19 protein-coding genes and 2 tRNA genes are annotated in these 19,725 nt (G+C 61.8%); 18 read left to right on the top strand and 3 right to left on the bottom strand.

What is annotated here, in order from left to right; translation table 11 throughout:
• Positions 1-470: NAD(P)/FAD-dependent oxidoreductase (locus tag BBA01S_RS02730; RefSeq protein ID WP_156965840.1), on the bottom strand; the 470-nt coding region annotated here is incomplete at its 3' end.
• A gap of 177 nt (positions 471-647) precedes the next feature.
• Here BBA01S_RS02730 and BBA01S_RS02725 point away from each other — a divergent pair.
• Together BBA01S_RS02725 and BBA01S_RS02720 are read left to right on the top strand one after the other, a co-directional pair.
• The gene (locus BBA01S_RS02725; RefSeq protein ID WP_027815083.1) at positions 648-1,427 is read left to right on the top strand and encodes an SDR family oxidoreductase; all 780 of its coding nucleotides are present in this window, start codon (positions 648-650) and stop codon (positions 1,425-1,427) included.
• 58 nt (positions 1,428-1,485) lie between these two features.
• Positions 1,486-1,926 carry an acyl-CoA thioesterase gene (locus BBA01S_RS02720; RefSeq protein WP_027815082.1) on the top strand — a complete coding sequence of 147 codons (441 nt, stop codon included), beginning with the start codon at positions 1,486-1,488 and terminating at the stop codon, positions 1,924-1,926.
• A 76-nt stretch (positions 1,927-2,002) separates the two neighbouring features.
• On the opposite strand, the gene BBA01S_RS02715 is transcribed toward BBA01S_RS02720, so the two are convergent.
• Complete coding sequence (locus BBA01S_RS02715) at positions 2,003-2,578, bottom strand: LuxR C-terminal-related transcriptional regulator (RefSeq protein ID WP_027815081.1); 576 nt, start codon at positions 2,576-2,578, stop codon at positions 2,003-2,005.
• A 239-nt stretch (positions 2,579-2,817) separates the two neighbouring features.
• Between BBA01S_RS02715 and BBA01S_RS02710 the strand changes: the two genes are divergently transcribed.
• The 16 genes from BBA01S_RS02710 to BBA01S_RS02635 all read left to right on the top strand — a co-directional run bounded on the left by BBA01S_RS02710 (position 2,818) and on the right by BBA01S_RS02635 (position 18,760).
• Positions 2,818-3,537, top strand: a complete 720-nt coding sequence (locus BBA01S_RS02710; RefSeq protein WP_027815080.1) for a CoA transferase subunit A — start codon at positions 2,818-2,820, stop codon at positions 3,535-3,537.
• A gap of 15 nt (positions 3,538-3,552) precedes the next feature.
• Entirely contained in the window at positions 3,553-4,194 is a 642-nt protein-coding gene (locus BBA01S_RS02705) for a CoA transferase subunit B (protein ID WP_027815079.1), read from the top strand.
• Between the two features lie 294 nt (positions 4,195-4,488).
• A complete protein-coding gene (locus BBA01S_RS02700) occupies positions 4,489-5,373 on the top strand; it encodes an alpha/beta fold hydrolase (protein ID WP_027815078.1) in 885 nt (294 codons plus the stop codon).
• Positions 5,374-5,472: 99 nt separating this feature from the next.
• Positions 5,473-5,826, top strand: a complete 354-nt coding sequence (locus BBA01S_RS02695) for a RidA family protein (protein WP_027815077.1) — start codon at positions 5,473-5,475, stop codon at positions 5,824-5,826.
• Between the two features lie 127 nt (positions 5,827-5,953).
• On the top strand, positions 5,954-8,206 hold the full coding sequence (locus tag BBA01S_RS02690; protein WP_027815076.1) for a RelA/SpoT family protein: 2,253 nt from the start codon (positions 5,954-5,956) through the stop codon (positions 8,204-8,206).
• Between the two features lie 87 nt (positions 8,207-8,293).
• Positions 8,294-8,370, top strand: a tRNA-Val gene (locus BBA01S_RS02685).
• Positions 8,371-8,660: 290 nt separating this feature from the next.
• On the top strand, positions 8,661-10,568 hold the full coding sequence (gene thrS / locus BBA01S_RS02680; protein ID WP_027815075.1) for a threonine--tRNA ligase: 1,908 nt from the start codon (positions 8,661-8,663) through the stop codon (positions 10,566-10,568).
• 49 nt (positions 10,569-10,617) lie between these two features.
• A complete protein-coding gene (gene infC, locus BBA01S_RS02675) occupies positions 10,618-11,139 on the top strand; it encodes a translation initiation factor IF-3 (protein WP_084161736.1) in 522 nt (173 codons plus the stop codon).
• A gap of 315 nt (positions 11,140-11,454) precedes the next feature.
• Positions 11,455-11,652: a 50S ribosomal protein L35 gene (gene rpmI, locus BBA01S_RS02670; protein WP_027793434.1), complete on the top strand. Its 198-nt coding sequence runs from the start codon at positions 11,455-11,457 to the stop codon at positions 11,650-11,652.
• Between the two features lie 30 nt (positions 11,653-11,682).
• Positions 11,683-12,042: a 50S ribosomal protein L20 gene (gene rplT, locus BBA01S_RS02665; RefSeq protein ID WP_004192938.1), complete on the top strand. Its 360-nt coding sequence runs from the start codon at positions 11,683-11,685 to the stop codon at positions 12,040-12,042.
• A gap of 285 nt (positions 12,043-12,327) precedes the next feature.
• Positions 12,328-13,341, top strand: a complete 1,014-nt coding sequence (gene pheS, locus BBA01S_RS02660) for a phenylalanine--tRNA ligase subunit alpha (protein ID WP_027815073.1) — start codon at positions 12,328-12,330, stop codon at positions 13,339-13,341.
• A 130-nt stretch (positions 13,342-13,471) separates the two neighbouring features.
• On the top strand, positions 13,472-15,928 hold the full coding sequence (gene pheT / locus BBA01S_RS02655; RefSeq protein WP_027815072.1) for a phenylalanine--tRNA ligase subunit beta: 2,457 nt from the start codon (positions 13,472-13,474) through the stop codon (positions 15,926-15,928).
• 94 nt (positions 15,929-16,022) lie between these two features.
• On the top strand, positions 16,023-16,433 hold the full coding sequence (locus tag BBA01S_RS02650; RefSeq protein WP_027815071.1) for an integration host factor subunit alpha: 411 nt from the start codon (positions 16,023-16,025) through the stop codon (positions 16,431-16,433).
• 181 nt (positions 16,434-16,614) lie between these two features.
• Positions 16,615-17,013, top strand: coding sequence for a MerR family transcriptional regulator (locus BBA01S_RS02645; RefSeq protein ID WP_027815070.1), 399 nt, complete (start codon positions 16,615-16,617; stop codon positions 17,011-17,013).
• Between the two features lie 111 nt (positions 17,014-17,124).
• Positions 17,125-17,201: transfer RNA gene (locus tag BBA01S_RS02640), tRNA-Pro, on the top strand.
• A gap of 95 nt (positions 17,202-17,296) precedes the next feature.
• Positions 17,297-18,760, top strand: coding sequence for a DUF6538 domain-containing protein (locus tag BBA01S_RS02635; protein WP_042295682.1), 1,464 nt, complete (start codon positions 17,297-17,299; stop codon positions 18,758-18,760).
• A gap of 36 nt (positions 18,761-18,796) precedes the next feature.
• On the opposite strand, the gene BBA01S_RS45700 is transcribed toward BBA01S_RS02635, so the two are convergent.
• Positions 18,797-19,519 (bottom strand): hypothetical protein, encoded by a 723-nt coding sequence (locus tag BBA01S_RS45700; RefSeq protein ID WP_156965838.1) that lies wholly within the window; start codon positions 19,517-19,519, stop codon positions 18,797-18,799.
• Positions 19,520-19,725: the final 206 nt, after the last annotated feature.

Below are 19,725 nucleotides of genomic sequence, written 5' to 3'. Positions count from 1 at the left end.
TCGTTGTACAGGACTTCAGCGGCCGGGAAGCCGGGGAAAATCTCGACGCCCAGCGCCTCGGCCTGCTGGCCCAGCCAGCGCGTGACGTTCGCGAGGCTGATGACGTAGTTGCCGTGGTTCTTGAAGTTGTCGGGCAGCGCCCAGTTGGGCACGGACTTCGCGCCGGTTTCGGAGAGAAACAGGAACTTGTCTTCCGTGACCGGCACGTTCAGCGGCGCGCCTTGCTCTTTCCAGTCGGGGAAGAGTTCGTTGAGCGCGCGCGGATCCATCACGGCGCCCGAGAGGATATGCGCCCCGATTTCAGAGCCTTTTTCCAGCACGCACACGCCGATCTCGGCGCCTTTCTCGGCCGCCAGCTGCTTGAGGCGGATTGCCGCCGACAGCCCGGCCGGGCCGCCACCGACGATCACGACGTCGTATTCCATCGACTCGCGTGGGCCGTATTGCTCCAAGAGACTTGTGGGGGTCATTAAAGCTCCTCTTGCCATTAGAATGCTTTTTTCGGGTTCGTATTGTCGGGGAACGCTCCCCTCGCCGCAACCCGACAAACCCGCATTAGCACGATCGTTCTATTTTATGCCAGAATGCCCGGCTGCACGCCGGTGGAGCTTTCTGGCGCCCCGTCATCCCTTGAAGAGGAAGCGAAAATGGGCCGTTCGATCAATCTTGAAGGGAAGGTGGCGATGATCACCGGCGCGTCGAGCGGTCTCGGCAAGCGCTTCGCCCAGGTGCTCTCGCAGGCGGGCGCAAAGGTCGTGCTGGCAAGCCGGCGCGTGGAACGTCTCAAGGAACTGCGTGCGGAGATCGAGGCCGACGGCGGGGCCGCGCACGTGGTGTCGCTCGATGTCACGGACTACCAGAGCATCCGTTCGGCGGTCGCGCATGCGGAAACCGAAGCCGGCACCATCGACATCCTCGTCAATAATTCGGGCGTCTCGACGACGCAGAAACTGGCCGATGTCACGCCCGCCGATTTCGAATATGTCTTCGACACCAACACGCGCGGCGCCTTTTTTGTCGCGCAGGAAGTGGCCAAGCGCATGATCATGCGCGGCAACGGCGGCGGCTCGAAGCCCGCGTACCGCATCATCAATATCGCCTCGGTGGCGGGGCTGAGCGTGCTGCCGCAGATCGGCCTGTACTCGATCAGCAAGGCCGCGGTCGTGCATATGACCAAGGCGATGGCGCTGGAGTGGGGGCGTCATGGCATCAACGTCAACGCGATCTGTCCCGGTTATATCGATACCGAGATCAACCACCACCATTGGGCGACCGAGCAGGGGCAGAAGCTTGTCGCGATGCTGCCGCGCCACCGCGTGGGCACGCCCGCCGACCTGGACGGGCTGCTGTTGCTGCTCGCCGCGGACGAGTCGGCGTTCATGAACGGCTCGATCATTACCGCCGACGACGGTTTCGGCCTGACCTGAGCCCGCGATTTTTCTTAACGCAATTCCTGTAACTCGAAGTCGAAGTGCAATCAGTGCAATGAGCGATTACCACCCCGTTTTTGAAATGACCATGCCGATCCGTTGGGGCGACATGGATGCGTTTGGCCATGTGAACAACACGGTCTACTTCCGCTACATGGAGCAGGTGCGGATTTCCTGGTTCGAGCAGCTTGGCGTGGCCGGCGAGAGCCGTGAGAGCGGCAACGGGCAGGGCCCCGTGATCGTCAACGCGTCGATGGAGTTTCTGAAGCAGTTGCACTATCCCGGTGACATCGTCTGCACGATGACGGTGGGGCAGCCCGGGCGCAGCAGCTTCGATACCGGTTTCGAACTGCGCCGCGTCGATGAACCCGATACGGTCTACGCGCGCGGCAATGCGCGTTGCGTCTGGATCGATTACGAAGCCGGCAAGTCGGTGCCGATTCCCGCGCACCTGCGCACGACCATCGAAAGCGCGCCGCTCGTCAAGGCGCGCTGATTCCGCGAGGTTGTGTTCTCCACGCGGCGCGCGACTGCGCCGCGTTTCATCTTCCAATGCGCATTGAAGCGCGCCTTCACTGCCCGAGCAGCCGTTGCAGCAGTTCGGTGGCGTTGCCCGTGTCGTACTTGCGCATGAGCCGCGCGCGATAGACGTCCACCGTGCGCGGGCTGATCTCCAGAATCCGCCCGATCTGCTTGCTTGTCTTGCCCGTCACCAGCTGCGCGGCAATTTCCCGCTCGCGCGGCGTGAGCTCGACCGCCACGCGCCGCGTCGCGCTCAAGTCCTCGAAAGTCCACACGCCGGCCGCGTGCGGCGCCGCGCGATCGAGCGAGCGGCCCGTCACGTGACACCAGAACAGTTCGCCATCGGCGCGCTTCATGATGCGGTCGTCGGCATAGCTGCCTTGCGCCGTCATGATGGGCGGAATGCGCTCGCCGATGCGCTCGAACTCGTCCGCCGACGGATACAAGACCTGAAACGACTTGCCGAGCAGCGCCTCGCGCGGGCAGCGAAAGATCGCGCAGACCGTCTCGTTGCAGTCTTCGATGATGCGCTCGCGCGCGATCACGAGGCCAATGGGCGCGAGATGAAAGGCGGTCTTGTAATCGAGCGCGGGCGCGGGTGTCGGGGCGGTGGCGGATTCGGGCATGACGGTTGATACGGGTATGGCTTTATGTAGTTTTGCGTATTGTGCCGCATCGCCCGCCCAGCGTACGCTTGCGAACCATCAGAGGGCTGCGCGCGCCGCGCGCCGGGTTCACGGCAGCGCTGGCGAGGCATGACTAGAATGGGGCATCCGGGTGTACGACGCGCCCGCGTGCCATGCTGAACAAATAGATTGATCGAACGAAGCATCGACGTATTTCCATTCGAGGAAGGGACACACTGATGAACAAAGTCTATGGAAGCGCGGCTGCCGCGCTCGAAGGCATCGTCAAGGACGGCCAGACCTTTGCGGTCGGCGGTTTTGGGCTGTGCGGCATTCCTGAGGCGCTGATCGGCGCGCTGCGCGATTCGGGCGTGAAGGGCATTACCTGTATCAGCAACAATGCGGGTGTCGATGGCTTCGGCCTGGGCCTGCTGCTGGAAACGCGCCAGATCAAGAAAATGATCTCGTCCTACGTGGGCGAGAACAAGGAATTCGAGCGCCAGTACCTGTCGGGCGAACTCGAACTCGAATTCACGCCGCAGGGCACGCTGGCCGAAAAGCTGCGCGCGGGCGGCTCGGGCATCCCGGCGTTTTTCACCAACACGGGCTTCGGCACGCTGATCGCTGAGGGCAAGGAAACGCGCCAGTTCGGCGACAAGCAGTATGTGCTCGAACACTCGCTCACCGCCGACGTGGCGCTCGTGAAGGCATGGAAGGCCGACAAGTCGGGCAACCTGGTCTATCGCCGCACGGCGCGCAACTTCAATCCGATGTGCGCGATGGCGGGCAAGATCACGGTCGTGGAAGTCGAGGAAATCGTCGAGAACGGCGCACTCGATCCGGATGCGATCCATACGCCGGGCATCTTCGTGCAGCGCATCGTCCTGAATGCGCAACCGGAAAAGCGCATCGAACAACGCACCGTGCGCGCGGCATCGAGCAACCCCGCGGGCAACTGAGCAAGGAGACCGACCATGGCATGGAATCGTGACGAAATGGCCGCGCGCGCGGCGAAAGAACTCCAGGACGGCTTCTACGTGAACCTGGGTATTGGCCTGCCGACGCTCGTGGCCAACCACGTGCCGGAAGGCGTGGAAGTGTGGCTGCAATCGGAAAACGGCCTGCTGGGCATCGGCCCGTTCCCGACCGAAGACCAGGTGGACGCCGACATGATCAACGCCGGCAAGCAGACCGTGACCACGCTGCCGGGCTCGTCGATTTTCTCGTCGGCGGACTCGTTCGCCATGATCCGCGGCGGCCACATCAACCTGGCGATCCTGGGTGCGATGCAGGTGAGCGAGAAGGGCGACCTGGCCAACTGGATGATCCCCGGCAAGATGATCAAGGGCATGGGCGGCGCAATGGACCTGGTTGCGGGCGTCGGCCGTGTGGTCGTGCTCATGGAGCATGTGGCCAAGGGCGACCAGCACAAGATCCTTGAAGCCTGCACGCTGCCGCTGACGGGTGTGGGCGTGGTCGATCTGATCATCACCGACCTGGGCGTGATCGAAGTGAGCGACGCGGGCCTGAAGGTCACCGAACTCGCGCCGGGCGTCACGGCTGACGAGATCAAGACGAAGACCGGCGCACCGCTGGACGTGAGCGCGGTGAGCTGAATGCGGTGACATGCGTGTCGTACCAGGCGCAGCAGGTTGCATGGCAGAGGCGGGCGGAACTTCGGTTTCGCCCGTTTTGTTTTCGATGAGTCCATTCTGGCGCGATCGGGCGCGCTTGAAACCTCGGCCGGACGGCATAGGCCGGATGGCCGATAGCGATGTCGGCGCACGCTTTTCCCGTGCGGCTCGGGCTTGCGCGCAAGCCTCCTGGCCTGGCCGCCCGCGCCGTTCCCGCCCCGCAAAGCCGTCTACAATGGCTCCACGCCTATGAACGCATCCAGCGAGGATCACGCAATGACCGTTTCGTCTGCCGTGCCGGGTCAACCGCGCCAACACTACGTCCAGTGCCTCAGTCCTTCGGGCCTGCATCGCGTCGCGTACACCGAATGGGGCGATCCTGCGAACCCGCGCGTGCTGGTCTGTGTGCATGGCCTGACGCGCTCCAGTCGCGACTTCGACCGGCTGGCGATCGCGCTGGCCGACACGTATCGCGTCGTGTGTCCCGATGTGGTGGGGCGCGGGCTGTCGTCGTGGCTCGTCGATCCGCGCGGCTACGGCGTCGCCCAGTATGTTGCGGACATGGTCACCCTGATCGCGCGCACCGGGGTCGAGAAAGTGGACTGGTTCGGCACCTCGATGGGCGGGCTGATCGGCATGGCGCTCGCGGGGCTGCCCGACGCGCCCATCGGGCGCTTGCTGCTCAACGATATCGGCCCGCATATCGAGCCCGCGTCGCTCGAGCGCATCGGCGAATACGTGGGCCGTGATGTAAGTTTCGGCTCGCTTCAAGAGGGCATCGACAACGCTGCGCTGCTGGCGGCCTCGTTTGGCCCGCTCACGCCCGACGAATGGCGCGAGATCAATACGCCGTTGCTGCACGAGGTGGAGGGCGTCTGGCGCTATCGCTACGACCCGCGCATTTCGGAAGGCTTCAAGGGCGTGACGCCCGAGCAGAACGAGCAGGGCGAGCAGTTCCTGTGGCGCTCGCTCGCGGCGTTCAAGGGGCCGGTGCTGGCGGTGCGCGGCGAACTTTCTGATCTGCTGTCCCGCGACACCCTGGCAAAAATGGAAGCGACCGGCCAGCAGTTGAAGGGCGTCGAAATCGCTGGCGTGGGGCATGCGCCGGCTTTCCTCGCGGCGGACCAGATCGAGATAGCGCGCCGTTTCTTCGCCGGATAACCTTTCGGCGCGTCATAATGCTAGATTGTCCGGCGCGTCGGCGCACTGAAAGGAGCGCACCGGCACGTCCCCAGACACGCCATTTCAACGGGAAAATTCATGGCAGTCATTCGACACCACGTCGGCCCGCGTCTTTCGGAAACCGCCATCCATAATGGAACGGTCTATCTGGCCGGTCAGATCGCCGAAGACACCAAGCAGGACATCGCTGGCCAGACGCGTGAGGTGCTCGGCCACATCGACCGTCTGCTTGGCGAGGCCAACAGCGACAAGTCGCTGCTGCTGTCGGTGCAAATCTATATCACCGACATGAAGGATTTCCCGGGCATGAACGCTGAGTGGGACAGGTGGGTGGCGCAAGGCGCCACGCCGCCGCGCGCGACGGTGGAAGCGAAGCTCGCGAATCCGGAATGCCTCATCGAAATCGTCGTGGTGGCCGCGCAGCGCGATTGAGCCTGAACCCGCTCTATCGAGTTTGAAGGTCGCGCAGATGCGTGCGGCCTCGCTGCATGGTCAGACCATGGTTGGACTGTTTTACTGTTGTTAGCAGCCCGTCCGGTACACCGGCGGGCGATGTCTCATGAGCAGCGACACCTTACCTCCCGTTCCCGCTGAAGTTCCTGCGTCCGCCGCGCTGCCTTCGCTCGAAGACACGCTGGCGTTCGTGCGCGAGCATGCGGGCGACGCACGCCTGTCCACGGGCGAGCCACTCGTCGAGCATGCGCAGGGCACGGCGTCGATCATGAGCCGCCTGAACGTCGATCCGCCGGCGGTGCTGGCGGCAGCGTTGTTCAACATCGCCCCGCATCTCGACGATCCGGAAGCGACGCTCGCCGCGCGTTTTGGCGCAGAAGTCACCAGGCTCGTCTTCGACGTGCGCAAACTGCTGCGTCTGGGCAGCGTAAGCCTGCGGGCGGCGGCGCAGAACACCGCGCCTGAAACCGGGCGCGAAAGCCGCGACGCGCAGGCCGCGCGCCGCGCTCAGGTCGAGTCGCTGCGCAAGATGCTGCTGGCGTTTGCGCAGGATATCCGCGTGGTGCTGATTCGCCTGGCGTCGCGTCTGCAGTCGCTGCGCTACTACGCAGCGGCCAAGGTCACGCCCGCGCCCGAGATTTCGCGCGAGACGCTCGATATCTACGCGCCGCTTGCGAACCGTCTGGGCATCTGGCAACTGAAGTGGGAACTGGAAGACCTCGCGTTTCGCTTCGAGGAGCCGGTTACCTACAAGCGCATCGCAAAGCTGCTCGACGAAAAGCGCGTCGAGCGCGAGAGCTACGTCGCCGAAGCCATCTCGCGGCTTCAGCATGAACTCGCGGCAGCGCACATCGTCGCGGAAGTGAGCGGGCGGCCCAAGCATATCTACAGCATCTGGAAGAAGATGCGCGGCAAGGACATCGACTTTGCTGAGCTGTACGACGTGCGCGCGTTTCGCGTGATCGTGCGCGACATCAAGGATTGCTACACGGTGCTCGGCATCGTGCACAACCTCTGGCAGCCGGTGCCGCGCGAGTTCGACGATTACATTTCGCGGCCCAAGCCCAATGGCTATCGCTCGCTGCACACGGTCGTGATGGGCGACGATGGACGCGCGTTCGAAGTGCAGATCCGTACCCAGGAGATGCATCAGTTCGCGGAATACGGGGTCGCTGCGCACTGGCGCTACAAGGAAGCGGGCTCGAAGGGTTATGGCGGCCAGTTCAGCGCGAGCAGCAGCTATGACGAGAAAATCGCGTGGCTGCGCCAGTTGCTCGCGTGGAAGGACGACGTCGCCGATGGCCGTCAGCCGTGGGAGCAACTGCGCCAGGCGACGCTCGACGACGACCATATCTACGTGCTCACGCCGCAGGCGCGCGTGATCGCGCTGCCGCAGGGCGCGACGCCACTCGATTTCGCGTATCACCTTCATAGCGAGCTGGGCCATCGCTGCCGTGGCGCGCGTGTCGATGGCGCGATGGTGCCGCTCAACACGCATCTGCAAAACGGCCAGACCGTCGAAATCATTTCGGTGAAAGAGGGCGGCCCGTCGCGCGACTGGCTCAACCCGCAGCTCGGCTATTTGCAGAGCCATCGCGCGCGCCAGAAGGTGCGCGCCTGGTTCAACTCGATCGAAGCGCAGGAAAACATCGCCAATGGCCGCGCGATGGTCGAAAAGACCTTGCAGCGCGAGGGGCGTACCTCGGTCAACCTCGATCAGCTTGCGGCCAAGCTCGGCTTCAAGTCGACCGACGAGTTCTTCAGCGTGGTCGGCAAGGAAGAGTTCAGCCTGCGCTACGTCGAGCAGGCGCTGAGCGACGCGCCCGCGCCCGAACCCGAGGAGGAAACGCCCGAGCAGTTGACCAAGCGAGCGAGCGGCTCGAACGTCGCGCATGGCGGTTCGTCGGGCGTGCTGGTGGTCGGTGTCGACGCGTTGCTCACCCAGCTCGCGCGCTGCTGCCGGCCGGCGCCCCCCGATGGCATTAGCGGGTTTGTCACGCGCGGCAAGGGCATGTCGATTCACCGCAGCGATTGCGCCACTTTCCAGCGCATGGCGCGCCGCTCGCCCGAGCGCGTGCTGCAAACCACCTGGTCTGCCGACGTGATAGGCGGGCGCGGCCAGTCGGTGTATCCGGTCGATATTTCGATTGAGGCGACCGACCGCCAGGGGCTGCTGCGCGATATCTCCGAAGTCTTCGCGCGCGAGAAGATGAACGTGATCGGCGTGAAAACGCAGACGCGCCGCAACGCGGCCTATATGCAGTTCACGGTCGAGGTGTCCAGTTCGGCACAAATCCAGCGCGCCTGCGTGCTGCTGGGCGAAGTGGGCGGCGTGCTGCGGGCATTGCGCAAGGGCTAGGGCGGGCCGCCCCGAGTCCCTTGTTTTGCCGCAATGCAAAAAAGCACTTGCCAAGTCCGCGAAAGTGTCATATAGTCTTGCTTCTTCAGGCTCGTAGCTCAGCTGGTTAGAGCACCACCTTGACATGGTGGGGGTCGTTGGTTCGAGTCCAATCGAGCCTACCAACGAAATCGAAGTTGCGATGTGTGTGCTAGCATCGAAGCTTCAATGCAGCAAAAGCGCTTTGCGCTCAAGGCGAATACGGTTATGACACCGCGAACGTTGACCGAAACTACTTCGGAGCGACGCTAGTCGAGGACCTCTTTCGCCCTGCAATCTGGTTTGAAAAGTGAATGCGGCCCCTCGAAAGCGGGGCCGCATTTTTTTTCGCCGCGAAATTTTATCGGGTCGCTGTAACGGCGATCTCCCCCGAACACAATACGATGTGCCGCACGCGGCGCTTCTGGAGAAAAACATGGTTGCGATACGTCTGCCCGATGGTTCGGTTCGACAGTACGATCACCCCGTCACGGTCGCCGAAGTGGCGGCTTCGATTGGTGCCGGCCTCGCCAAGGCGGCGCTCGGCGGCAAGCTCGACGGCGAGCTGGTCGATACGTCGACGCTGATCGATCACGACGCATCGCTGGCCATCGTCACGGACAAGGACGCCGACGGCCTCGACATCATCCGTCACTCCACGGCGCACTTGCTGGCCTACGCGGTCAAGGAGCTGTTCCCCGAAGCCCAGGTCACGATCGGCCCGGTCATCGACAACGGCTTCTACTACGACTTTGCCTACAGCCGTCCCTTCACGCCCGAAGATCTCGAAAAGATCGAAAAGCGCATGCAGGAACTCGCGAAGAAGGACGAGCCGGTCTCGCGCCGCGTGGTCACGCGCGGCGAGGCAGTCGACTACTTCAAGAGCATCGGCGAGAAGTACAAGGCCGAGATCATCGAGTCGATCCCGGGCGACCAGGACATCAAGCTCTACTCGCATGGCGGTTTCACGGATCTGTGCCGTGGCCCGCACGTGCCGTCGACGGGCAAGCTCAAGGTCTTCAAGCTGATGAAGGTGGCGGGCGCCTACTGGCGCGGCGACGCGAAGAACGAGCAGCTTCAGCGTATCTACGGCACGGCCTGGACGAAGAAGGAAGATCAGGAACTCTATCTTCACAACCTCGAAGAGGCTGAGAAGCGCGATCACCGCAAGCTCGGCAAGCAGCTCGACCTGTTCCACATGCAGGACGAGTCGCCGGGCATGGTGTTCTGGCACCCGAAGGGCTGGACGCTCTGGCAGCAGGTCGAGCAGTACATGCGCGCGCGCCTGCGCGTCGCCGGCTACGACGAAATCAAGACGCCGATGATCATGGATCGCTCGCTGTGGGAAGCGTCGGGTCACTGGCAGAACTATCGTGAAAACATGTTCACGACGGAGTCGGAGAAGCGCGACTACGCCGTCAAGCCGATGAACTGCCCGGGCCACGTCCAGGTGTTCAATCACGGCCTGCGCTCGTACCGCGACCTGCCGCTGCGTTACGCGGAATTCGGCTCGTGCCACCGCAATGAAGCGTCGGGCGCGTTGCACGGCCTGATGCGCGTGCGTGGCTTCGTCCAGGACGACGCGCATATCTTCTGTACGGAAGACCAGATCATCGCCGAATCGATCGCCTTCAATACGCTGGCGATGAGCATTTACAAGGACTTCGGCTTCGATCACATCGACATCAAGCTGTCGCTGCGCCCGGATTCGCGCGCGGGCACCGATGAAACGTGGGATCGTGCCGAGCAGGGCCTGCGCGACGCGCTGACGGCCTGCGGCCTGGAATGGGAAGAGCTGCCGGGCGAAGGTGCGTTCTACGGCCCGAAGGTCGAGTACCACATCAAGGATGCGCTTGGCCGTTCGTGGCAATGCGGTACGCTGCAGCTCGACATGGTGCTGCCGGAGCGTCTGGGCGCCGAGTACGTGGCGGAAGACAACAGCCGCCGCCGCCCGATCATGCTGCACCGTGCAATCCTCGGTTCGATGGAGCGTTTCCTCGGTATTCTGATCGAGCACCATGCTGGTGCAATGCCGTCCTGGCTGGCTCCGGTGCAGGTCGTTGTGATGAATATTGCAGAAAGTCAGGCCGAATATGCCGCTAATCTGACCCAATCGTTGCAAAAACAAGGGGTTAGAGTGCAGGCCGATTTGCGCAACGAGAAAATTAGCTATAAAATACGCGAGCACACGCTTGAGAAGGTGCCGTACCTGCTGGTTGCCGGCGACAAAGAGCGTGAAGCACAAACGGTAGCCGTGCGTGCCCGTGGCGGTGTCGATCTGGGTGTGATGCCCGTCGACGCATTCGCTGAGCGTCTGGCGCAGGACGTCAGTTCGTTCAAGTAAGCCACCTGGCAGCGCGGCTCGTTTTTTTAATTTTTAGAGGAAACGTAACATCGCTACGGATAAGTCGCATCGCATCAACGGTGAAATCTCTGCACCCGAGGTGCGTCTCGTCGGAATCGAGAACGAGCCGCTCGGTATCGTGAAGCTGGCTGATGCGTTCCGCATGTCGGAACAGCAAGACGTCGATCTGGTTGAAATTGCTCCGCAGGCAGTGCCGCCCGTGTGCCGCCTGATGGACTACGGCAAGTTCAAGTACCAGGAATCGAAGAAGCAGCACGAAGCCAAGCTGAAGCAAAAGGTTATCCAGGTCAAGGAAGTCAAGTTCCGCCCGGGTACCGACGACGGCGATTACAACGTCAAGCTGCGCAATCTCATCCGGTTCCTTGAGGACGGCGACAAGACGAAGATCACGTTGCGTTTCCGCGGCCGCGAAATGGCTCACCAGGAAATCGGCATGCGTATGCTCGAGCGCCTGCGCACCGACCTCGAAGAAGTCGGTCAGGTTGAGCAGATGCCGAAGATGGAAGGGCGCCAGATGATCATGGTGCTCTCGCCGAAGAAAAAGAAGTGATTCGGCGCGCGGTGTGAGGTGCTTTGCACCTTTATACTGCGCGACGTTCAGGCAGTTCTCTTTGTCTCGCTCGCCGGCTGGTGGGCGCAGACATGCAGCAGGTTCCGGAAATGGCGCCCGCGCGCTGCACGCAAGTGCGGCAGGTGGACGCTTTTTCCTGAAAGCGGCGGCAAGCTTGTCTTTTTTAGAGCAGCCAGTCGCCAAAACAAGTGGAGTGGGTTTCGAAGGGCGGTATGAGGGCAAAAACGCATGGCGCAAGCCGCGCGCGGGAGCCAGCCGCACACCCATGTCCATCAAATAAATGGAGTTTTTGTCATGCCCAAGATGAAGACCAAGAAAAGCGCCGCCAAGCGCTTTGTGGTTCGTCCGGGTGGTACCGTCAAGCGCGGTCAAGCCTTCAAGCGTCACATCCTGACCAAGAAGACCACCAAGAACAAGCGTCATCTGCGTGGTGCAACGGCCGTTCATGATTCCGATCTGAAGTCCGTGCGCGCAATGCTGCCGTTCGCGTAATCCTCAACCGACAACTCATAGGAGCAACTAATGCCTCGAGTCAAACGTGGGGTTACCGCACGGGCCCGCCACAAGAAGATCATCAACCTGGCCAAGGGTTACCGCGGCCGTCGCAATAACGTCTATCGCATCGCCAAGCAGGCGGTCATGCGCGCAGGCCAGTACGCCTATCGCGATCGCCGCAACAAGAAGCGTGTGTTCCGCGCACTGTGGATCACGCGTATCAATGCAGCGGTGCGTCAGCACGACATGACCTACAGCGTGTTCATCAACGGCCTGAAGAAGGCTTCGATCGAACTCGACCGTAAGGTTCTGGCTGACATGGCTGTGTTCGACAAGGCTGCATTTGCTGCGATCGTCAAGCAGGTGAAGGCCGCCGTCGCTGCCTAAGTTCAGGTATTGCGCAGGTTCGTTGCAGCAGCATCCGGTTGTTTCGGTGATGCTGCAACAAAAACGGGGCTCCTCACCGAGCCCCGTTTTTGTTGGTGAAGCGCTTCCTGCGCGCTTCTGTTTTACGCGCCGCCTGATGCGGCCCGTTGCGCCGCTTCATGCAGTGCCTTCATGCCGTCGCGATTGTGCGTCGATTGTGCGTCACGCAAGTGCGCCACACTCGCACAAGGCGGCGTGCAACGCACCGCTCAAGTCTCAAACACTGACGCTGAAAAGATGGGATCAATGGATCTGGACCAGATTGTCGCCGACGCGCAAACCGCCTTCGCTTCCGCACCCGACGTCAACACGCTTGAAAACGAAAAGGCTCGTTTTCTGGGCAAGTCGGGCGCGCTGACCGAAATGCTCAAGGGTCTTGGCAAGCTCGACCCGGAAACGCGCAAGACCGAAGGTGCGCGCATCAACGCCGTCAAGCAGCAGGTGGAAGCCGCGCTCAATGCGCGCCGCCAGGCGCTTGCCGATGCGCTCCTGAACCAGCGTCTCGCCTCCGAGGCGATCGACGTCACCCTGCCGGGCCGCGGTACGGGCACGGGCAGCCTGCATCCGGTGATGCAGACGTGGGAACGCGTCGAGCAGATTTTCGGTTCGATCGGCTTCGACGTGGCCGACGGTCCCGAAATCGAAACCGACTGGTTCAACTTCACCTCGCTGAACAGCCCGGAAAACCATCCGGCGCGCTCGATGCAGGACACGTTCTACGTGGACGGCAAGGACGCCGATGGCCGTCAGCTGCTGCTGCGCACGCACACGAGCCCGATGCAGGTGCGCTACGCGCGCACGCACACGCCGCCGATCAAGGTGATCGTGCCGGGCCGCACGTATCGTGTGGACAGCGATGCCACGCACTCGCCGATGTTCAACCAGGTCGAAGGCCTGTGGATCGAAGAGAACATCAGCTTCGCGGACCTGAAGGGCGTCTACACCGACTTCCTGAAGAAGTTCTTCGAGCGCGACGACATCCAGGTGCGTTTCCGTCCGTCGTACTTCCCGTTCACGGAGCCGTCGGCGGAAATCGACATGATGTTCGAGCACGGCAAGAACGCGGGCAAGTGGCTCGAAATCTCGGGCTCGGGCCAGGTGCATCCGACCGTGATCCGCAACATGGGTCTCGACCCGGAGCGCTACATCGGCTTTGCGTTCGGCAGCGGTCTTGAACGCCTGACGATGCTGCGTTATGGCGTGCAGGATCTGCGTCTGTTCTTCGAAGGCGACCTGCGCTTCCTGCGCCAGTTCGCTTAAGCCGAAGCACACCGCAGCGACGCCGCTGCGACCTTGTCGCTTGCAGAGCGCGAAGCGGACGCAGCACCTGCGAAGGGTGCGCGAGAACCCGCTTCGCGACGGTCACAATCTGTCTGGAACGTAAAACCAAATGCTATTCCCCGAATCCTGGCTGAGAAGCTTTGTCGATCCGAAGCTCACGACCGATGAGCTGGCCCACGCGCTCACGATGGCCGGCCTCGAAGTCGAAGGCCTGAGCCCGGCAGCGCCCCCCACCACGAAGATCGTCGTGGGACGCGTGCTGGAAGTCGTGAAGCACCCGGACGCGGACAAGCTCAACGTCTGTCAGGTCGACGCCGGCACCGGCGCGACGCTGCAGATCGTCTGCGGCGCACCCAATGTCGCGCCCGGCATCAAGGTGCCGGTCGCGCTGGTCGGCGCGGAACTGCCGCCCGCGGAAGAGGGCGGCAAGCCCTTCGCGATCAAGCTCTCGAAGCTGCGCGGCGTGGAAAGCCAGGGCATGCTGTGCTCGGCGCGTGAGCTCAAGCTCTCGGAAGACCATAGCGGCCTGATGATCCTGCCGGAAGACCAACCGATCGGCCAGGACATCCGCGAAGCGCTGAACCTCGACGACACCATCTTCGAAATCAAGCTCACGCCGAACAAGGCCGATTGCCTGTCGGTGTACGGCGTCGCGCGCGAAACCGCCGCGATCACCGGCGCGCCGCTGCAAGCGCCCGTGTTCCCGAAGGTCGAAGTCAAGCTCAACGAAACGTTGCCCGTGAAGATCTCGGCGCCGGACCTGTGCGGCCGCTTCTCGGGTCGCGTGATCCGCGGCGTGAACGCGCACGCGAAGACGCCGGCATGGATGGTCGAGCGCCTTGAGCGTTCGGGCCAGCGCAGCATCTCGGCGCTCGTCGACATCTCGAACTACGTGATGCTCGAACTGGGCCGTCCGTCGCACGTGTTCGATCTCGACAAGATCCACGGCTCGATGGACGTGCGCTGGGGCAAGAAGGGCGAACAGCTCAAGCTGCTCAACGGCAACACCGTCGAAGTCGATGAAACCGTGGGCGTGATCGCCGACGAACGCGAGATCGAAAGCCTCGCGGGCATCATGGGCGGCGACAGCACGTCCGTCACGCTCGACACGAAAAACATCTATCTGGAAGCCGCTTTCTGGTGGCCGGATGCGATCCGTGGCCGCTCGCGCCGCTACAACTTCTCGACCGATGCAGGCCATCGCTTCGAGCGCGGCGTGGACTGGTCGACGACCGTCGAACATATCGAGCGCATCACGCAACTGATCCTCGACATCTGCGGCGGCGAAGCCGGCCCGATCGACGACCAGACCGTCAACGTCCCGCAGCGTGCAGCGGTGAAGATGCGCGTCGCGCGCGCGAACCGCATCATTGGCGTGAAGATTGGCGCCGATGAAATCGCAGAGATTTTCACGCGTCTGGGCCTCACGTTCGAGCGCAGCGCAGGCACTGATGGCGACGAAACCTTCAGCGTCACGCCGCCGCCGTACCGCTTCGATATCGAAATCGAAGAAGACCTGATCGAAGAAGTCGCGCGTATCTACGGCGTCGAAAAGATCCCGGCGCTGCCGCCGGTCGCTCGCAGCGAAATGCGCGCGACCAACGAAACGCGCCGCTCGATTCACGCGATCCGTCACGCGCTCGCCGCGCGCGATTACGCCGAGACGATCAACTTCAGCTTTGTCGATGCCGAGTGGGAACTCGACTTCGCGGGCAACGCGAATCCGGTGAAGCTGCTGAACCCGATCGCGAGCCAGCTTTCGGTGATGCGCACGACGCTCATCGGCAGCCTCGTCAACGTGCTGCGCCACAACCTCAACCGCCGCGCTGACCGCGTGCGCGTGTTCGAAGCAGGCCGCGTGTTCCTGCACGACGCGTCGATCAAGGCCGACGAGATGACGGTCGAAGGCTTCGCGCAACCGAAGATGATCGGCGCGCTCGCCTACGGCCCCGCGCTCGACGAGCAGTGGGGCGCGCAGACGCGCGGCGTGGACTTCTTCGACGTGAAGGGCGATCTTGAAGCGTTGTTCGCCGGTCTGGGCTCGAAGAAAACGCCGCGTTTCGTGAAGGCGGAACATCCGGCGCTGCATCCGGGACGCAGCGCACGCGTGGAAGTGGACGGCCGTGCAGTGGGCTGGATTGGCGAACTGCATCCGCGCTGGATGCAGAAGTACGACCTGCCGCACGCGCCGATCGTCTTCGAAGTGCAAGCCGACGCGCTGATGGCGCGCGAGTTGCCGACGCCGACGGACGTGTCGAAATTCCCGCCGGTGCGACGCGATATCGCAGTGGTCGTCGACCAGAAGATCGAGGTTCAGGCGCTGCTCGACGAGCTCCACAAGGGCATTCAGGAAGAGCCTGCACGGATTGTGCAGAGGGTTGCGTTGTTCGATGAATTTCGTGCAAAATCAAATACTTCCGGACTTGGCGCGGACGAGAAAAGCCTTGCCTTCCGGGTGACCCTGCAAGATACTGGCGGCACCCTTCAGGACGAAACGGTCGATGCGGCCATCAAGTCCCTGGTGGATCGCCTGGCTCGAGTGTTTGGCGCCCGGTTGCGCGGATAAGCCTGCTGGCTCATCACGTACCGACAGTGGCTTCCGGTTTGCGCAGTGCTGATTGCAGTGCTGACAACCCGGAAGCGCGCCATTTCAAAGATAGATGAACGAAATGAACTCGAGTGATTTCGAAGCCCTTCTCGCGGCACAGCGTAGCGCCATGATTCGCGACATTCCTGCCTCGTCGGCAAGCGCCGCGAACGATACGCCCACGCTGACCAAAGCCGAACTCGCGGAACTGCTGTTCGACAACGTCGGACTCAACAAGCGCGAAGCCAAGGACATGGTCGAAGCGTTCTTCGAAGTGATTCGCGACGCGCTCGAAGGCGGTGACAGCGTGAAGCTTTCGGGCTTCGGCAACTTCCAGTTGCGCGACAAGCCGCAACGTCCGGGTCGCAACCCGAAGACTGGCGAAGCCATTCCTATCGCCGCGCGCCGCGTGGTGACGTTCCACGCGAGCCAGAAGCTCAAGGCACTCGTGGAAAGCGGCGCCGAGGCAAGCTTCCCGCGCTGATCAGCCAGGAAGCGATCGATCAAGGCATCATTGCGCGGGACGACCCGCGCGCGCCCGCACGGGGGAAGTGCAGCGGGCGTGACTGGCAACAACGGACGCAATACCAGACGCAATAACGGACGCAACATCGGACTCTGGCGGCAACGCCACTTTGCGCAACCACCACGACGGCAACCCGGCGATGACATCGACAATCGAAAAGATCGTCTTGCCTCCGATACCCGCCAAGCGCTACTTCACGATCGGCGAAGTGAGCGAGCTGTGCGGAGTGAAGCCCCATGTGCTGCGATATTGGGAGCAGGAGTTCACGCAGTTGAAGCCGGTCAAGCGCCGCGGTAACCGGCGCTACTACCAGCATCACGAAGTCCTGCTGATCCGGCGCATTCGCGAATTGCTCTACGAACAGGGCTTCACGATCAACGGCGCACGCAATCGGCTTGATTCGCATGGCGCGGTGGTGGAAGAGGCCGCGCCCGGCGTCGCCGATGAAGTGCCGGCGAGCGAAGGCAACATGGCGAGCGTCGATGTCGACCAGTTGCGTAAAGAGCTGCTGCACGTGCTCGATTTGCTTGGGCGCTAAGTGTTGCGTTGCTTCTGCAGCGTCGTTTCGCGACCCTGCAAAGATTCTTTCCGACGAATTGCATTTAGGCCATTCAAATCGGCAAAAGGGTCTGTTATACTTTCTAGCTCTCGGGGCGTAGCGCAGCCTGGTAGCGTACCTGCATGGGGTGCAGGTGGTCGGAGGTTCAAATCCTCTCGCCCCGACCAGATATCTCTTTGATTTCGTTAAAGAATCAAAGAAATCAATGGCTTAAAGCAGGGTGTGGCCGGTGTCATTGACACTTGCTACACTCCTGCCCGCCATGACAAATCATCTTCAAAAGCGCGGTACCGTCTGGTACTTCCGTCGCAAAATTCCCGTTGATCTAGAGCAGCACTTTGGCCGAAAGCAGCTTGTGTTTTCGCTGAAGACTCACGACTACGCCGAAGCCAAGCGGCTGGCCGCGACGCATACAGTCATCACTGATGCGCAATTTGCAGCAGCGCGTAGGGGCAATCTCAGCGACGCAGACAAGGTCGCGGAAAGCGTGCGCGCGTCCGTATCAGCCGCATTTGTGGCGGCCACGTCTGAGCGGCAGCGCGACAAGATTGAGCGGGAGCAGGTGGAGGCTGACGAGCAAGCATACGAGCAGTCCTACCAAACCGAAGAACAAGAAATTGCGGAGCATGACCGCCGGGAAGATCTAATTGCGCAGGAAACTGAGCGCATATTTGCAGCAAGGGAAGCACTTAGGCGTCTTCAACAGGATGAAGCATTGGCGGCCACTGCTCCGAAGGTCGATGCACCGGCAGCGGCCCAGAGGCCTAAGAATCTTCGTGACGTAATCCCGTCGTGGGTGCGACGGACGAGCGCAGAGCCAGAGGCCGTCAAACGAGCCGAGAAGGCGCTAGATCTGTTCGAGGAAGCTGTTGGCGTTGTGCCATTGCGTGATCTCAGGAAAGCGCATGGTGCGCAATTTGTCGCGTTCTTGCTCGATAAGGGAAGGCCGTTCGGGGCAAAGACGGCCCACAACCACGCCTCCTACATTACGGCGCTGCTCAATGTCGCGGTGAAGGATGATCTTATCGACCGGAATCTTTTGGACTTGGCTATTGATAAGTCCATTGGAGCGAAAAAGCGGGGGCCGTGGAGTGACGATGAGCTGGCTCGGATATACGGCCATGCGCTGTTTTCTGATCGGATGAGCGACGTGCCCGAGTGGCAGAACGTCAAGCCCACGGACGGGCGTGCGTTGCTTATGCTGCTCCAGCACACCGGCGCACGGATCGGAGAGATAGCGCAGTTGCGGCGCGGAGACTTTCAGCGTCAAGACGGGATGACGACGATCCGCATTACGGCTGAGGCCGGGACCGTCAAGACTGCGGACTCAGAGCGCACCGTACCGCTTGCCAATCATTTGTTGGCCGACGTGTGGTTTAGCGCGTGGTTGGCTGAGGTCATGGACGGCAAAGGCGGCGATGCCCCTGCGTTGCCGTCTATGGCCGGTCGCGCGCGTGGCCCTGCGGATACGGCCGTGCAATGGTTCAAAGAGTTCCGGGGCGCGGCGGGGTTGCCCGCCGGCAGGCTGAACGGTTCGCACAAGTTCCGGCACTGGATACGAACGGATATGAACGCCTTGGATGTGGCCGAGGCAACGCAAGACGCGATAACGGGTCACGCCGTAGGCGGTTCGACTGGCAAGAAGGTCTATACACACGTGCCCCTGCCTGTCATGTATGCCGCACTTAACCGGGTTCGCTTCCCGAAGGTGTCGCGGGACAGTTGACCGGAAGTACTTTTCCCAGTGCGCCCGTTGTCGGATCTACCGATATGCGGGCACTTGGATCGGTTCCCAGTGTGTGCGGTAGATCCATATTCTTTCGAACGCGCCTGAGTGGACGCTGGCACCTTCTGGCCAGGAGGTATCTTGATCCTGCGCGGGATTCCAGAAGTCCACAACGATCAAGAGCCAGTAGCAGTCACAGGGCCGATACTTGGCCGCCGACTTTGTCTTTTCCGCGATTGCTTTCGCAACGCGAGGCAACGCGAGTAGCGGAGTGCTGTAACTTTGCGTGATCTTCCATCGGGCGTCTGGATATTCCTTCCCGTTCCAGTACACCCAATCCAGTTCGGGTATGTGATCGAACAGGTAGTCTGGGATCTGCCCGGAATGCTCGTGTTGGAGGCGTGAGGCTAGCTGCGCGATGGCGACCGCGAGCGGTTCAACGCTTTGAATTGGGCGCTCAATCGCAAAGGCAAAGTGAAACTCGATGGGGCGGCCCCCTGTTGATAGATATAGCCTTTGCGCCCGCTCTAGTACGGCCTCCCTGCAACGTCTCTGCACCTGTTCGCTTGTCGGGTCGTCGCCGTCCGCAAGATATAGGTCGGTTATCTCGACGCCAATCTTTCGCGGGCCGTCAATTAGAACATCGGGCCTATCGTCGTAGACGATCTCACCAGCGGGCAGCGTTATGTGACTGGCAAACATTTCGAAAATTCTTCGTTCTTGCTCCCGCTTTTTTTCGTCCTTCGTAGAGCGCCCCATCGTTTGGCCTCGCCGGTTGTTACATCATCGCAATATACCGAAGTGAATCGCATGGCGAGTTTCCATGCCAGAATCGTCTGAAAATGTTCGATCGTTCGCCCATGAAAGATATCTTGACCGTGGCTATTGCTTTGGTGGCCGCCTTAGTCGGCTTACGCGCCGCGTACCTATGGCTTCTAGCGAGCAGGGTTCCCATCGTCCCATTT

Source organism: Paraburkholderia bannensis NBRC 103871 (assembly GCF_000685015.1).
Lineage (GTDB): Bacteria > Pseudomonadota > Gammaproteobacteria > Burkholderiales > Burkholderiaceae > Paraburkholderia > Paraburkholderia bannensis.
This window is presented reverse-complemented; position numbering and strand designations above follow the sequence as displayed.